The 15516-nt window shown below is 73.7% G+C and carries 14 protein-coding genes; 6 read left to right on the forward strand and 8 right to left on the reverse strand.

The window, feature by feature from the left end:
• Window positions 1–106: 106 nt before the first annotated feature.
• Window positions 107–1369, reverse strand: coding sequence for an Ig-like domain-containing protein (locus tag ABZ719_RS03340; RefSeq protein ID WP_366723555.1), 1263 nt, complete (start codon window positions 1367–1369; stop codon window positions 107–109).
• Window positions 1370–1890: 521 nt separating this feature from the next.
• Here ABZ719_RS03340 and ABZ719_RS03345 point away from each other — a divergent pair.
• Window positions 1891–2289: an LAETG motif-containing sortase-dependent surface protein gene (locus ABZ719_RS03345; RefSeq protein WP_366723556.1), complete on the forward strand. Its 399-nt coding sequence runs from the start codon at window positions 1891–1893 to the stop codon at window positions 2287–2289.
• Window positions 2290–2368: 79 nt separating this feature from the next.
• Here ABZ719_RS03345 and hutH read toward each other — a convergent pair whose 3' ends face one another.
• The 6 genes from hutH to ABZ719_RS03375 all read right to left on the reverse strand — a co-directional run bounded on the left by hutH (window position 2369) and on the right by ABZ719_RS03375 (window position 9939).
• The gene (gene hutH, locus ABZ719_RS03350; protein ID WP_366723747.1) at window positions 2369–3937 is read right to left on the reverse strand and encodes a histidine ammonia-lyase; all 1569 of its coding nucleotides are present in this window, start codon (window positions 3935–3937) and stop codon (window positions 2369–2371) included.
• A gap of 100 nt (window positions 3938–4037) precedes the next feature.
• Window positions 4038–5189, reverse strand: a complete 1152-nt coding sequence (locus ABZ719_RS03355; RefSeq protein ID WP_366723557.1) for a GGDEF domain-containing protein — start codon at window positions 5187–5189, stop codon at window positions 4038–4040.
• A gap of 237 nt (window positions 5190–5426) precedes the next feature.
• A complete protein-coding gene (locus tag ABZ719_RS03360; RefSeq protein WP_366723558.1) occupies window positions 5427–6221 on the reverse strand; it encodes an enoyl-CoA hydratase-related protein in 795 nt (264 codons plus the stop codon).
• Window positions 6222–7258: 1037 nt separating this feature from the next.
• Complete coding sequence (locus ABZ719_RS03365; protein WP_366723559.1) at window positions 7259–7408, reverse strand: hypothetical protein; 150 nt, start codon at window positions 7406–7408, stop codon at window positions 7259–7261.
• 255 nt (window positions 7409–7663) lie between these two features.
• Window positions 7664–8794 carry an adenylate/guanylate cyclase domain-containing protein gene (locus ABZ719_RS03370; protein WP_366723560.1) on the reverse strand — a complete coding sequence of 377 codons (1131 nt, stop codon included), beginning with the start codon at window positions 8792–8794 and terminating at the stop codon, window positions 7664–7666.
• A 251-nt stretch (window positions 8795–9045) separates the two neighbouring features.
• Complete coding sequence (locus ABZ719_RS03375) at window positions 9046–9939, reverse strand: biotin--[acetyl-CoA-carboxylase] ligase (protein ID WP_366723561.1); 894 nt, start codon at window positions 9937–9939, stop codon at window positions 9046–9048.
• 111 nt (window positions 9940–10050) lie between these two features.
• Here ABZ719_RS03375 and ABZ719_RS03380 point away from each other — a divergent pair, with 111 nt between their 5' ends.
• The 4 genes from ABZ719_RS03380 to ABZ719_RS03395 all read left to right on the forward strand — a co-directional run bounded on the left by ABZ719_RS03380 (window position 10051) and on the right by ABZ719_RS03395 (window position 12770).
• The gene (locus ABZ719_RS03380) at window positions 10051–11646 is read left to right on the forward strand and encodes an acyl-CoA carboxylase subunit beta (protein WP_366723562.1); all 1596 of its coding nucleotides are present in this window, start codon (window positions 10051–10053) and stop codon (window positions 11644–11646) included.
• Window positions 11647–11664: 18 nt separating this feature from the next.
• Entirely contained in the window at window positions 11665–11874 is a 210-nt protein-coding gene (locus tag ABZ719_RS03385) for an acyl-CoA carboxylase epsilon subunit (protein ID WP_366723563.1), read from the forward strand.
• A 109-nt stretch (window positions 11875–11983) separates the two neighbouring features.
• Window positions 11984–12112, forward strand: a complete 129-nt coding sequence (locus tag ABZ719_RS03390) for a hypothetical protein (protein WP_267883417.1) — start codon at window positions 11984–11986, stop codon at window positions 12110–12112.
• 34 nt (window positions 12113–12146) lie between these two features.
• Window positions 12147–12770: a nucleoside triphosphate pyrophosphatase gene (locus tag ABZ719_RS03395; RefSeq protein WP_366723564.1), complete on the forward strand. Its 624-nt coding sequence runs from the start codon at window positions 12147–12149 to the stop codon at window positions 12768–12770.
• Between the two features lie 9 nt (window positions 12771–12779).
• Here the strand turns inward: ABZ719_RS03395 and ABZ719_RS03400 are convergent, their stop codons facing one another.
• Window positions 12780–13283, reverse strand: a complete 504-nt coding sequence (locus ABZ719_RS03400; protein ID WP_366723565.1) for a hypothetical protein — start codon at window positions 13281–13283, stop codon at window positions 12780–12782.
• Window positions 13284–13656: 373 nt separating this feature from the next.
• Between ABZ719_RS03400 and ABZ719_RS03405 the strand changes: the two genes are divergently transcribed.
• Window positions 13657–15429, forward strand: coding sequence for a biotin carboxylase N-terminal domain-containing protein (locus tag ABZ719_RS03405; RefSeq protein ID WP_366723566.1), 1773 nt, complete (start codon window positions 13657–13659; stop codon window positions 15427–15429).
• Window positions 15430–15516 lie beyond the last annotated feature (87 nt).

The following is a 15516-nucleotide window of genomic DNA, read 5'->3' on the forward strand; positions in this document are numbered from 1 at the left end:
GCGGCTCGCACGGAGAGCGGCCCGGCCCCGCCCCGGCTTCCTCCCCCTCACGAGAACACCGGCGCCGCCCTCCAGGGGCGGCACCGGTGGGACGGCTGAGGGCGGGTCAGGCGGCGGAGCCGGCCTTCCACTGGGACCAGCTCATGTTCCAGCCGTTGAGGCCGTTGTCCGGGGAGACCGTCTTGTCGCCGGTGTGCTGCACGACGACGACGTCACCGAGCAGCGAGTGGTTGTAGAACCACGCGGCCGGCGTGCTCGGGTCCTTGGCGCCCTTCTCGTCCTCCAGGCCGACGCAGCCGTGGCTGGTGTTGGCGTTGCCGAAGACGGACGGGGCGCCCCAGTAGTTGCCGTGGATGAAGGTGCCCGAGTTGGTCAGGCGCATGGCGTGCGGCACGTCCTTGATGTCGTACTCGCCCTTGCCGTCGGAGTCCTTGAACCCGACCGTCGCGCCGTTCATCCGGGTCTGGGTGAACTTCTCGGAGATCACCATGGCGCCCTCGTAGGTGGTGTGCTCGGGGGAGCCGGCGGAGATCGGGATGGTCTTGACCGTCTTGCCGTCCTGCTTGACCTTCATCTGCTTGGTCTTGGCGTCGACGTAGGAGACCTGGTTGCGGCCGATGTGGAAGGTGACCGTCTTCTGCTGGACGCCGTAGACGCCCTGGGCGCCCTGCACGCCGTCGAGGTCGAGCTTCAGCGTGACGGTGGAGCCCTCCTTCCAGTACTGCTCGGGGCGGAAATCGAGGCGGTTGGCGCCGAACCAGTGCCCGACGACCTCCTGGCCGCTGGAGGAGGAGACGGTGATGTGCTTCTGCACCGTCGCCTTGTCGGTGATCGACTTGTCGAAGTTGATCGAGACGGGCATGCCCACGCCGACGGTGGTGCCGTTGTCCGGCGTGAAGGTGCCGATGAAGCTGTGCGCCGGGGCGACGGTGGTGAACGAGGCGTTCTCGTGGGCGGCGCGGCCCTTGGCGTCCGTGGCGGTGGCGGCGACCTTGTAGGTGGTGGAACGGGAGAGCGGGCCGCTCGGCTTCCAGCTCGTCCTGTCCGCCGATATCCGGCCCTTGACGGCCTTGCCGTCCGCGGTGGTCATGGTGACGTCCGTCAGCGTGCCCTTGGTCACGGCGACCGCGGCGGAGTTGTTGATGGACGCGTTGTCGGAGCCGTCCGCCGGTGTGATCTTGATCTGGGCCTCCGACGTCTGCTGGGCCGCGGCCTTGTCCGCAGTGGCCTGCGAGCTGTCGTCGCTGTTCCCGCCGGCCGCGTCGCTGCTGCCGGAGCAGGCCGAGAGCACCAGAACACCGCCGAGCAGAGCGGACGAGGCCATCATGGCCCTGCGCCGCTTGCTGTTCGTCATCACACGCTTCTCCATCGTTGCCGTATTCCCCGAGACCCCTCGAACCCCCCGTCGCGAATCATCAACGCTACGAGCGTTTCGTCCCGTTCCCCAGGCCGCCCCGGTGTGTGCCTCGCCACGTCGGCCGGGCCGCGGGGGCGGGCACGGGGGCGCTGTGCGGGCGGGGTCGCGCGAGGGTCCTGCCATCATCCTCGCCGGGCCCCCGGCCCGGAAAGGCGGGGTCACGGCCGGTGGGGGCGGGGTCGCGCACGGCGGGGTCGCGGAGCCGGCGGCGGGCCCCGGCGGCGGCCGCCCGGCGCCCCGCCGGACCGCACGCGCCGGACCGCGCGCCCCTCGGTGCGGGGGCAGTGTCTTCGGTCACAAGGGGGCGCCGCGCCCTCATGGCGCGCGCGAATCAGCACAAAGCGCTACTGATCGGGTGGCGTGCTCGGGCCGGCCGCATGTCAAACCTCCCGTGACTTTCCCGTGACCCGTGGCTTTCACTAACATCGCCCCACACGGCCAATTCGCCAGTGCCACAAGGGGATCGATATTCCGTGTCAACCGCTCGCCGTACGCTCCTGACCGCCACCGCCGCGGGCACCCTGCTGGGCGCCCTGTGGTTCGTCCCCTCCGCGAGCGCGTCGGGGGACACACCGGCGAGAGCGGTGGCCGACGCGGTGCCGACGGCGCACGCTACGGAGCGGGGACGCGCGGCGGGTACGACGGCGGACCGGGCCGCGGCCGGGGCGGGCGCGACGGGCTCCGGCACCGGGGACACCGCCACCGCCGACGGCACGGACGGCACCGGCGGGGCGGCCGGCGCCGGCGGCACGGAACTGGCCGACACCGGAAGCGTCGACACCACTCCCTACGTCGTCGGCGGGTCGCTCTTCCTCGCGGCGGGCGCCGGCTTCGTCGTCTACTCGGTGCGCCGCGAACGCCTCGGCTTCTGACCCTCCCGGGGCTCCGGCCGGTCTCCGCTCCGGCCGGGGCTCCGGCCCGCTCCGGCCGGTGGAGCGGGCCGGGCCGGGCTCACCGCAGGGGGCCGGTCACCGTCTCGGCCGCGGCGACCAGGCGGCCGTCGCGCACGAAGGCGTCGGCGGCGGCCAGGTCCGGCGCCAGGAAGCGGTCCGGGCCCGGACCGCCCACGCCCGCCTCCCGCGCGGCGTCGATGACCGCGCGGCTGGCCGGGGCCGGGGCCAGCCCCTCGCGCAGCTCGACGGCGCGCGCGGCGGCGTACAGCTCGATCGCGATGATCCGGGTCAGGTTGCCGACGGCCGTGCGCAGCTTGCGCGCCGCCGACCAGCCCATGGAGACGTGGTCCTCCTGCATGGCGGAGGACGGGATCGAGTCCGCGGAGGCGGGCACGGCGAGCCGCTTCATCTCGCTGACCAGCGCGGCCTGCGTGTACTGGGCGATCATCAGGCCCGAGTCGACGCCCGCGTCGTCGGCGAGGAAGGGCGGCAGACCGTGGCTGCGGTTCTTGTCGAGCAGCCGGTCGGTGCGGCGCTCGGCGATGGAACCGAGGTCGGCGGCGGCGATGGCGAGGAAGTCCAGCACGTAGGCGACCGGGGCGCCGTGGAAGTTGCCGTTGGACTCCACGCGCCCTCCCTCAGTGCCGAAAGACTGGGAGGTGCCCCCAGGCAGCACGACCGGGTTGTCGACGGCGGAGGCCAGCTCCCGCTCGGCGACCAGACGGGCGTGCGCGAGGGTGTCCCGCCCGGCGCCGGCGACCTGCGGGGCGCAGCGCACCGAGTACGCGTCCTGCACGCGGGGCGCGTCGTCCTGGTGGTGCCCGGTGAGCTGGGAGCCGGCGAGCACGGCGAGCATGTTGGCGGCGGAGGCGCCCTGGCCCGGGTGCGGGCGGATGGCGTGCAGCTCGGGGGCGAGGACCTTGTCCGTGCCGAGCAGCGCCTCCAGCGAGAGGGCCGCGGTGATGTCGGCGGACTTGTAGAGGGTGTCGAGGTCGGCGAGGGCCATGACCAGCATGCCGAGCATGCCGTCGGTGCCGTTGAGGAGGGCGAGCCCCTCCTTCTCGCGCAGTTCGACGGGCTGGATGCCGTGCTCGGCGAGCAGTTCGCCGGCCGGGCGCACGGTGCCGTCGGGGCCCTCCGCGTCGCCTTCGCCCATGAGGGTGAGGGCGCAGTGCGACAGGGGCGCGAGGTCGCCGGAGCAGCCGAGGGAACCGTACTCGTGCACGACCGGGGTGATGCCCGCGTTGAGGACGTCGGCCATGGTCTGCGCGACCTCGGGGCGGACGCCGGTGTGCCCGGAGCAGAGGGTCTTCAGGCGCAGGAACATCAGGGCGCGTACGACCTCGCGCTCGACCCGCGGGCCCATGCCGGCGGCGTGCGAGCGGACGATGTTGCGCTGCAGCTGGGCGCGGAGTTCGGGGCTGATGTGCCGGGTCGCGAGGGCGCCGAAGCCGGTGCTGACGCCGTAGACGGGGTCGGGCTTGGCGGCCAGCGCGTCCACGATCTCGCGGGCCGCCGCGAGGGCCGCCACCGCCTCCCCGGACAGTTCGACGCGCGCGCCGTCGCGCGCCACGGCGAGGACGTCGGACGCGGTGACCCCCGACGTCCCCACCACCACAGTGTGCATATCCATATTCAGGAGCGTACGCAGTGAATGCGGAGATGTCACTAGTGGGTCCGGGGGGTGACCCTTACCACGGCCGCCGGGCCGCCCCGCCCGGGGCAGGTCAGGGCCGGCGCCCCCGGAAGCGGCGCCGCTCGGCCGGGGCGTCGGGGGCGGCCGGAGGCTCGTCGGCCAGGCGGACCACCGGGTCCGCGGGGCCTTCCCGGCCGGCGACGACCGGACGGTCCGCCCGCAGCGCCTTGGCCCGGTACTGCGCGGCGTCGGCGAGCCGGAACAGCCGGCGGGCCGAGGGCACCGGGCCGATCGCGTCCTCGGTCGACGCCACTCCGCAGGCGACGCCCTCCCCCAGCTCCAGCTCGGCCGCCCGCCGGCACAGCTCGTCGGCCGCCTTGACCACCTCGTCGGCGGCCGGGCCGACCGCGAGCAGACAGAACTCGTCGCCGCCGAGCCGTGCCACGAGGGCGCCGGGCACCGTCGCCCCGCACAGCGACAGCACCGAGCCGAATCGTTCCAGCAGCCGGTCGCCGACCGCGTGGCCGAGGGTGTCGTTGACCCGCTTGAGCCCGTTGAGGTCACAGACGACGAGGCTGACGACGACCCCGTCCTCGCGGTGCCGCTCGATCGCCTCCTCCAGCCGTACGTCCACGGCGCGGCGGTTGGCGAGCCCGGTGAGCGGGTCCGTGAACGCCAGCCTGCGGGCTTCCTCCAGCCGTTCCGTCTGCGCGAGGCCCGCCGCCACCACGGCGGCGAGGACCGTGGCGAAGTCGGCGTCGGACCGGTCGAAGACGGTCCGGCCGGCCGGGCGGGCGACGTACAGCTCACCCCAGGCCCGGCCGTGCTGCACGATCGGCGCGACCACGCAGCAGCCGCGGCCGCGCCGGCGCAGCGCCGCGACGCGCTGGTGGCAGTAGCCGGGCTGTCCCGCCGCCGGGCCCTCGGCGGTCTCCACCCACGCGTCCGGCTCGCCGCCGGAGGCCCACCGCTCGTGCAGGAACTCGGCGATCTCCGGGAACTGGTGCACGGGGTACGCCTCCCCCTCCGGGAACTCCTCCTCCTCGGGCGCCCGGTCCCCCACGTTCACCAGCACCCGCAGCCGCCCGCGCTCGCGCTCCCACACCGACAGCGCGGCGAAACTGCCCTCCAGCGCCCGGCACGCCCCGAGCGCCGCCGCCCGCCACGACTCCCGCGGCGTGTGCGCCGCGGCCATCCCCTGCGCCAACGCCACGACGGCGGCCAGTCGCCTGTTCTCGCCCATCACCCCAGGCTAGGGAGGTTTCACCCGATTCGGGACATCGGTAGGGCTGACAGAGGCCGTGATCACGACCACGGACGGACCCGGTGCGGTGATCCCGGCGGCAGAACCCGCGGAGACCGCCCGGCACGGACGGACCCGGAAGGGACGGACCCGCCCGGGACCGTCCGGACGGGACGGGCGCCCAAGGAACCGGCGCGCGAGCAACGGGCCTGGAAGGAAGAACGCGCGGGGAAGGGCTCACTCACCCGGCCAGCGCGGGGCCCTCTTCTCGTTGAAGGCCGCGACGCCCTCCGCACGGTCCGCCGAGAAGGCCGTCGAACGCCAGGCCGCGTCCTCGACCTCCAGACCGGCTCGCAGGTCGAGCCCCTGCCCCAGCCGCAGCGCCCGCTTGGCCGCACGCAGTCCCACCGGCGAGTTCGCCGCCATCCGGGCCCCCAGCTCCAGCGCCTCCTCGCGGTCCCGGCCCTCCTCCACCAGCAGGTCCACCAGCCCCAGGTCGCGCGCCTCGGCCGCCTCCAGCCGCCGCGCGGTGAAGATCAGCTCCGCGGCACGCGCCGCGCCGACCCGCCGGGGCAGCAATTGCGTGCCGCCGCCGCCGGGGATCACACCCACCGACACCTCCGGCAGCCCGACCACGGCCGTACGGTCGGCCACGATCACATCGCAGGAGAGCGCCAGCTCGAACCCGCCGCCGAGCGCGAATCCGTGCACCGCGGCGACGGTCGGCATCGGCAGCTCCAGTACGCCGGTGTACGCCCCGCGCGCCACCGGCCGCTGCCGCAGCAGGTCGGCGTCGGTGAAGGAGTTGCGCTCCTTGAGGTCGGCCCCGACGCAGAACGCCCGCTCGTGCGAGGAGGACAGGACGACCACGCGCGCCTCCGGGTCGGCGGCGAGCGCCGCGCACGCCCCGGCGATCGACCGGGCCATGTCCGTCGACACGGCGTTCATGGCCTTGGGCCGGTCGAGGACGAGTTCCGCGACATGGCCGTGCCGCCGTACCAGCACGAACTCCCCGAACCGCTCCTCGCTCATGACACCCTCCGGTTAACGCGGGTTAACAGATCACCGCTCCGATCATCTCAGCCGCGCCGGTACGGGGGGAAGGGGCTGCCTGTCGAGACCCGGCACCCCGTTCGAGTGACATTCCGGCCGACCGGCGTGAAACCCCTGCGCCACCGCATAACGTGCGTCCGCCACGGCGCAACGGGGGGCGCGAGCGCATCGGGGAGGAGCGCGATGAGGACGGACACGACCGGCACCGCACGGCAGGACGCCATAACCACCGGCGACCGCGACGCCGACAGGGACCCGGGGAGCAGCACCTCGGGCGCCCCAGGCCCGCAAGACGGCGCCCCGGACCGCACAGGGCCGGGGCAAGGCACGCTCGACAGCCCAACCCACGAAGACGGCGCCCCCCGTGACGCGGGCCCGGGGGGCAGCACCCCCGACCGCACAGGCCCAGGAGAAGGCGCCCCCGACAGCCCAGCCCCCGAAGACGGCGCCCCCGGTAACACAGGCCCGGGAGGCAGCACCCCCGACCGCACAGACCCGGGCGACGGCGCCCCCGGCGCCGCAGATCCCCGTGATGCCGCCCCTGACGGATCCGCCCGCCGCGCTTCCTTCCGGGGCCCGCGCCTGCGGGGGCGGCACCGACGGCGCCGGCCACGCAAGGCGCTGTTCACCGCGAGCGCGCTGGCCCTCGCCGCCGGTGTGCTGAGCCTCGTACGCCTAGCCCCGGAGTACGGGCACGGCGGTCCGGGGACCGCCGAGGCGGAGCCCTTCCGGCACCCCGGTCAGGGCGGGACGACGGCCGCCCCGTCGTCCGGCGCCGCCCTCACCGCGACCGGCACCGCGAGGGCCGGGAAGGGGCCGTCGGCCCTGCCCTCCGCCGCGCTCCCCATGGGCGGCGTCGGCGCCGCGGCGGCCCCGGGCACCGCTCCCGCACCGCCCGCCCCCGGGTACGGCACGGGACCGGTCCCGTCCACCGGCCCGGCGCAGGCGGCGGGCGCCGCCGCGGCGGGCCCCGCGTCACACCGTCCCGGGACCACGCCTGCGCCGGGCGCTCCCGCTCACCCGTCCGCGCCGGCGGGCACGTCCCACGCCCCGGCGCCCCACCCCTCCACACCGGCACCCGCGCCGAGCACCCGCACGCCGGCACCTTCGCCGCCGTCGTCCGGTGGGGGCGGCGCGGGCAGCGGCAGCGACGGAGACCTGTGCATCCCGGTCATCGGCGTGTGCATCGGCCTCGGCTGACGCACACCGGCACACCGCGACCCGCCGCCCGCCGCCCGGCACCCCCGGCACCCGGCACCCGGCACCCGGCACCTGAGACTCGGCGCAGACCGCTCACGGCCCGACTCCCCGCACGGGACACCCCCGACCTGACCCCAGCACAGAACACACAGAGCCCGGGACTCAGAGCCCGGGACTCAGAGCCCGGCGCGCAGAACCCGGCCCTCAGCCCCCGACCCCGTTCACGGCGTCGGCTCGGCCCGGCGGGTCAGCAGCCAGGGCTCGACCACGCCGAGCCCGCGCACCGGCCGCTGCCAGGTCGGCTGCAGGGCGAAGCGGTACACCGGCGGTTCCTCGCCCTCCTTCTCCGCGGCCTGAGCGGCCTCGGCCGCCTGCGCCTCGGAGGCGGGGGAATCGCCCGTGCGGATCAGTTCCTCGGCGAAGGCGCTGTCGACGAGCACGGCGTCACGCGGGGCTATGGACGTCAGCCGGGAGGCGAGGTTGACGGTCGTGCCGAACACATCGCCCATTCGGGTGGTCACCGTGCCGAACGCCATCCCGACCCGCAGCTCCGGCATCGTCTCGTCGTTCTCCATGGTCTCGACCAGCCGCAGCGCGATGTCCGCCGCCGTGCCCGCGTCGTCGGCGGCGTACAGCACCTCGTCACCGAGCGTCTTGATCAGCCGCCCGCCGCGCGCGGCCACCAGGTCGGCGGCGGTCGTCTCGAAGGCCTCGACCAGCTCGCCCAGCTCCTCCTCCTCCATCCGGCGGGTCAGCCGGGTGAAGCCGACGAGGTCGGCGAAACCCACGGCCAGGCGCCGGTCGACCATCTCCTCGTCGTCGGCGACCTGCACGACCCGCCCGGCGGAGGCGGCGAGCTGCCGCCGCCAGACGTAGACGAGGAACTCCTCCAGCTCGGGCAGGAGCAGCTCGACGATCGGGTACGTCACCTCGGTGCGCGTCATGCCCGGCTCGGGCGGCTCGGTCAGCCCCTCCAGGAAGGAGTCGATCTGCCACTCGGCCAGCCGGGCGGTGGTCTGTCCCGTGGACCGGGCCACCTGCACGGCCATGGCCTCGCTGAGCAGCCCGGCCTCGACCAGACCGGCGAGCCGGCGCAGCGCCAGGACGTCGGCCTCGGTCAGCGCCTTGGCCTGGCCGATGTCGGCGAAGCCCATGGCCCGCCAGAAGCGCGAGGCCAGTTCCATGGAGACACCGGCGCTGCGGGCCGCCTGAAAGGGGGTGTAGCGCCGTTCCGCGCCCAGGATGAGCTGTTCGAGACGGAGCGCGAGCGGGTCCTCGCCGGAGTCGGCGGCGTGGGGGTCCACCCGGCCGTCCGCGTCCTGCGCACCCGAGCCCGTGTCGTCGACGGTCACGCCTGCTGCCCTTCCGATCTGTCACGGTCAGGTATCGACCGGCCTCAACTCTACGGCAGGTGTGCGCCAGCTCACTCCGTCACAGCGGTCCGCGCAGGGAGCTGAGCTGGGCCGTCGCCCGCCCGGCGGCGGGACCACCCGCCTCGCGCGCCGGCCGTCCAGGGGCCGCGGGACCGTGCGCCGGCCGCCCGCCTCGGCGGCGGGGCGCAGGCGCGCCGGGGCCGCCCGCCCGTCCCGCACCCCCTTCCCGCTCAGGCCGGCCGCAGATGGACGATGTCGCCCGCGCCCACCGGCTCCTGCACGCCGTTCTCCGTGGCCAGGACGAGCCTGCCGTCGCCGTCCACCGCGACCGCCTCACCGACCACCGAACGGTCACCCGGCAGCTCGGCCCGCACCTTACGTCCCAGGGTCGCGCACCCCGCCGCGTACGTCTCCTGCAGACCCGCGGCGGCCGGGTCGCCCCCCGCCTCCCGCCAGCGCCCGTACCACTCCTCCAGCGAGCGCAGCACCGCGCGCAGCAGCGGGTCGCGGTCCGTGCTCACGGCCCCGGCCAGGGCCAGGGAGCCCGCCTGCGGGACGGGCAGTTCGTCCTCGCGCAGGGTGACGTTGATGCCGACGCCGAGGACCACCCCGCCGTCCCCGGCCCCTTCCGCCAGGATGCCGCCGGCCTTGCGTTCCTCGTGGCCGACGGTCACCAGCAGGTCGTTGGGCCACTTCAGCGCCGTGTCGACACCGGCGGAGCGGGACAGTCCGGCGGCGACCGCCACGCCGGTGAGCAGCGGCAGCCAGCCCCAGCGGGCCACCGGCACCTCGGCCGGCCGCAGCAGCACCGAGAAGAACAGCCCGGAGCGGGCCGGGGCGCTCCACCGGCGGTCCAGGCGGCCGCGCGCGGCGGTCTGTTCCTCGGCGACGAGGACGGCGCCCTCGGCCGCCTCCCCCGCCTCCGCCCGGGCCACCAGGTCCGCGTTGGTGGAACCGGTACGCTGCACCACCCGCACCTCGGACCACAGGCCGCCCTCGCGCACCAGTCCGCGGCGCAGTGCCGCGACGTTCAGGGGCGGGCGGTCGAGGTCGGACCAGCGGCTTCCCCGCGCCGGGTCGCCGGGCTTGCCGTGGCTGTCGTCTGCTGCATCTCGCGGCGTCATGCAACCCACCCTAGGTGTGGGAAACGCCGCACTGCCGAACGGTGGGGGCCCCATTAGTCTACGGATGAGTAACCGTCCCCCCTTTTGAGCAGGCAGGGAGCCGCGATCCCGATGTCCGAGCCGGAAGAGCGCCAAGAGACCGACATCCACACCACCGCGGGCAAACTCGCGGATCTCCAGCGGCGCATCGAGGAAGCGACGCACGCTGGTTCGGCGCGGGCCGTGGAGAAACAGCACGCCAAGGGCAAGCTGACGGCCCGTGAGCGGATCGAACTCCTGCTGGACGACGACTCGTTCGTGGAGCTGGACGAGTTCGCCCGGCACCGCTCCACGAACTTCGGTCTGGAGACGAACCGGCCCTACGGCGACGGTGTGGTCACCGGCTACGGCACGGTCGACGGGCGTCCGGTGGCCGTCTTCTCCCAGGACTTCACCGTCTTCGGCGGCGCGCTGGGCGAGACGTACGGGCAGAAGATCTGCAAGGTGATGGACTTCGCGCTGAAGACCGGCTGCCCGGTCGTCGGCATCAACGACTCCGGCGGCGCCCGCATCCAGGAGGGCGTGGCCTCGCTCGGCGCCTACGGCGAGATCTTCCGCCGCAACACCCACGCCTCCGGTGTCGTCCCGCAGATCAGCCTGGTCGTGGGCCCGTGCGCGGGCGGCGCGGTGTACTCGCCCGCGATCACCGACTTCACGGTCATGGTCGACCAGACCAGCCACATGTTCATCACCGGCCCGGACGTGATCAAGACGGTGACCGGTGAGGACGTCGGCTTCGAGGAGCTGGGCGGCGCCCGCACCCACAACTCCGCCTCGGGCGTGGCCCACCACATGGCCGCCGACGAGAAGGACGCCGTCGAGTACGTCAAGCAGCTGCTGTCGTACCTGCCGTCCAACAACCTCTCCGAGCCGCCCGCCTTCCCCGAGCAGGCCGATCTGACGGTCAGCGACGAGGACCGCGAGCTGGACGTGATCGTCCCGGACTCGGCGAACCAGCCCTACGACATGCACACCGTCGTGGAACACGTCCTGGACGACGCCGAGTTCTTCGAGACGCAGCCGCTGTTCGCCCCGAACATCCTCACCGGCTACGGCCGCGTCGAGGGGCACCCGGTGGGCATCGTCGCCAACCAGCCGATGCAGTTCGCCGGCTGCCTGGACATCGACGCCTCCGAGAAGGCCGCGCGTTTCGTGCGCACCTGCGACGCCTTCAACATCCCGGTGCTCACCTTCGTGGACGTGCCCGGGTTCCTGCCCGGTGTCGGCCAGGAGCACGAGGGCATCATCCGCCGCGGCGCCAAGCTGATCTTCGCCTACGCCGAGGCGACGGTCCCGCTGATCACGGTCATCACCCGCAAGGCCTTCGGCGGCGCCTACGACGTGATGGGCTCCAAGCACCTGGGCGCGGACCTGAACCTGGCCTGGCCCACCGCCCAGATCGCCGTCATGGGCGCCCAGGGCGCGGTCAACATCCTGCACCGCCGCACCATCGCCGACGCCGGTGACGACGCCGACGCCACCCGCGCCCGCCTGATCCAGGAGTACGAGGACACGCTGCTCAACCCCTACGTCGCCGCCGAACGCGGTTACGTGGACGCCGTGATCATGCCGTCCGACACCCGGGCCCACATCGTCCGCGGCCTGCGTCAACTGCGCACCAAGCGGGAATCCCTGCCTCCGAAGAAGCACGGCAACATCCCCCTCTGAGCCCTGTAAGGAGCCGCTGTGACCATCAAGGTCCTACGAGGCAACCCCACCCCGGAGGAGCTGGCCGCCGCACTGGCGGTGGTCCGGGCGCGCGCCGCGGCGGCGGCCGTCCAGCCGTCCGGCGCGCCCGGCCCCCGGGACTCCTGGGCCGACCCGTCCCGCCTCGCCGCCCACCGCACCCCCCGCCCGGGCCCGGCGGCCTGGTCACGGACGTACTGGCCCAGCTGACCGCCGGGACCGGCCCGGCACCGTCCGCGGGCACCGCGCGGGCGGCCCGGCACCAACTTGAGTACGCGTACTCAGGCGCCGGCCCCGTCCCCGGCCGGACCATCGAGGAATGCTGTGGTCCGACCCCGAGAACGAGCCTCCGAAGGAACTGCGCGACATGCAGGCGATGTTGCGGCGGCTCGGTGTTCTCATGGCGCTGGCCATGGTGGTGGCGATGTTCGCGATCGGGCTGAGGTGAGCGCGAGCGCGGGCCCCGCCGATACCCTGACCGCATGACTGACCAGCCGCGCCGCCGACTCGTGCTCGCCTCCCAGTCCCCCGCCCGGCTCGGGCTGCTCCGGCAGGCCGGGCTGGACCCGGAGGTGATCGTGAGCGGGGTCGACGAGGACGCGATCACCGCCCCCACCCCCGCCGAGCTGGCGCTGGCCCTCGCCGAGGCGAAGGCCTCCGTGGTGGCGGCCCGCCCGGAGGTCAAGGGCGCCCTGGTGATCGGCTGCGACTCGGTGCTCGACCTCGACGGCCGGGCGCTCGGCAAGCCCGCCGACGCGGAGGAGGCCGTCGCCCGCTGGAAGGCGATGCGCGGCCGGGCCGGCACGCTCCAGACCGGGCACTGCGTGTGGGACACGGCGACCGGCCGCCACACCTCGGCCACCGCCTCCACCGTGGTCCGCTTCGGCGAGCCGACCGACGAGGAGGTCGCCGCGTACGTCGCCTCCGGCGAGCCCCTCCACGTGGCCGGCGCCTTCACCCTGGACGGCCGCTCGGCCCCCTTCATCGACGGCATCGACGGCGACCACGGCAACGTCATCGGCCTCAGCCTGCCCCTGGTGCGCCGGCTGCTGGGGGAACTGGGCGTGGGCATCACCGCGTTGTGGGCGCCGCCCCGGGAGAGCTGAGCGGGCCGCTCAGGAGGCCGTGGGCTCGGCGCCAGGGGCGGCTGGAGAGGAGCCGTGCGGGCCGCCCCGGGGGCCGCTCGCCGGCGCGTCCGGCCGCGGCCCGGGCCGCTCCTCCTCCGCCTCCCCCTGGTCGTAGGTCATCAGGAGCAGCACGATCAGCGCCAGTACGACGATCATGGCCAGGAACGCCGTCCAGCCCAGCAGACCCCACGCGAAGGCGCCCAGCAGCGCGTGCACCACGGCCGCGCTGATCAGCAGCACCCGCCCGAACCCGGCCGGGCGGCGGCCGCGCACGGCGACGAGCAGGGCGACCAGGGCGCACAGGGCGAGGTAGAGGCCGAAGACCACTCCGCCGATCTTCGAGGACGTCGACATCACGTTCGAGTCCAGACCGGCCAGGGACATCCGCTGCCGGTGGACTACCTCACCGAGGAGCCAGTTCACCGCCGCGAAGCCGAGCGCCTCCGCGAAGAGCACGACCGCCACGACCCATGCCACCGGTCTGCGCACCACCGGTTCCACCCACTTCCGACCGCCGCTCCACCCGGAGCCCTGTTACCGCCAGTACCCTCAGACAGCGCGAACGCTACTAACGGGTAAACCTGGGGACAAGGGTTCTGCCGAGGGCAAAGATTCATTGGGCCATTCGTAGGGACTCCACAAAGAAACGAAGTGGGCCGCAGCACGCCCTCACAGAGACCTTGACCACACCGTGGGGCTAGGGTTTTCCGCAGGAGCCCTGCGTACCGAGGTGCGACTAGGGCTTTCGCGGGTCGAGCGAGCCTCGAATCACGCTCCGTGTGGGCAAGCTCACCATTGGGGACGGGTCGAAGTGCCGTGTCGGCAGTCCCTAAACTCGGCTTGTTTCAAGGAGGGAGCCTCAATCGTGCGCAAGGTGCTCATCGCCAACCGTGGCGAAATCGCTGTCCGCGTGGCCCGGGCCTGCCGGGACGCCGGGATCGCGAGCGTGGCCGTCTACGCGGACCCGGACCGGGACGCTCTGCATGTCCGCGCCGCTGACGAGGCGTTCGCCCTGGGCGGTGACACCCCCGCCACCAGCTACCTGGACATCGACAAGGTCCTCAAGGCAGCCAAGGAGTCCGGCGCGGACGCCGTCCACCCCGGCTACGGCTTCCTCTCGGAGAACGCCGAGTTCGCCCAGGCCGTACTGGACGCCGACCTGATCTGGATCGGCCCGCCGCCGCACGCCATCCGCGACCTCGGTGACAAGGTCGCCGCCCGGCACATCGCCCAGCGCGCCGGCGCCCCCCTGGTCGCCGGCACCTCCGACCCGGTCTCCGGTGCCGACGAGGTCGTGGCCTTCGCCGAGGAGCACGGCCTGCCGATCGCCATCAAGGCGGCCTTCGGCGGCGGCGGCCGCGGCCTCAAGGTCGCCCGCACCCTCGAAGAGGTCCCCGAGCTGTACGACTCGGCGGTCCGCGAGGCGGTGGCCGCCTTCGGCCGCGGCGAGTGCTTCGTCGAGCGGTACCTCGACCGCCCGCGCCACGTCGAGACCCAGTGCCTGGCCGACAAGCACGGCAACGTCGTGGTGGTCTCCACCCGCGACTGCTCCCTGCAGCGCCGCCACCAGAAGCTGGTCGAGGAGGCCCCGGCGCCGTTCCTGAGCGAGGCCCAGGTCGCCGAGCTGTACCGCGCCTCCAAGGCCATCCTCAAGGAGGCCGGCTACGAAGGCGCCGGTACCTGCGAGTTCCTCGTCGGCCAGGACGGGACGATCTCCTTCCTGGAGGTCAACACGCGCCTCCAGGTCGAGCACCCGGTCACCGAGGAGGTCGCCGGCATCGACCTGGTCCGCGAGATGTTCCGCATCGCCGACGGCGAGGAACTGGGCTACGGCGACCCGCAGCTGCGCGGCCACTCGTTCGAGTTCCGCATCAACGGCGAGGACCCGGGCCGGGGCTTCCTGCCCGCCCCCGGCACCGTCACCCGCTTCGACGCCCCCACGGGCCCCGGTGTCCGCCTCGACGCCGGTGTCGAGGCCGGCAGCGTGATCGGCCCGGCCTGGGACTCCCTGCTGGCCAAGCTGATCGTCACCGGGCGCACCCGCAAGGAGGCCCTGGAGCGCGCCTCCCGCGCCCTGGAGGAGTTCCAGGTCGAGGGCATGGCCACCGCGATCCCGTTCCACCGCAAGGTCGTCACCGACCCGGCCTTCGCCCCGGAACTGACCGGCTCCGAGGACCCCTTCACGGTCCACACCCGCTGGATCGAGACCGAGTTCACCAACGACATCAAGCCCTTCACCGCTGCGGCCGACACGGACGCCGACGAGGAGACCGGCCGCGAGACGGTCGTCGTCGAGGTCGGCGGCAAGCGCCTGGAGGTCTCCCTGCCCTCCTCCCTCGGCATGAGCCTGGCCCGCACCGGCCTGGCCGCGGGCGCCAAGCCCAAGCGCCGCGCGGCGAAGAAGTCCGGGCCCGTCGCCTCCGGTGACACGCTCGCCTCCCCGATGCAGGGCACGATCGTCAAGATCGCCGTGGAGGAGGGTCAGGAGGTCAAGGAGGGCGACCTGATCGTCGTCCTGGAAGCCATGAAGATGGAGCAGCCCCTCAACGCCCACAAGAACGGCACCGTCAAGGGACTCACCGCCGAGGTCGGCGCCTCCCTCACCTCGGGTGCCGCGATCTGCGAGATCAAGGACTGACACCCGCGGCACACCACAGGCGCCCGGCCGCCCGCGACGAGCGGGTGGCCGGGCGCCTGTCGTGCGAGGGTCCGCCGGCGGCAGCCG

This window comes from Streptomyces sp. NPDC006743 (genome assembly GCF_040703815.1).
In the GTDB taxonomy this organism is placed as follows: domain Bacteria; phylum Actinomycetota; class Actinomycetes; order Streptomycetales; family Streptomycetaceae; genus Streptomyces.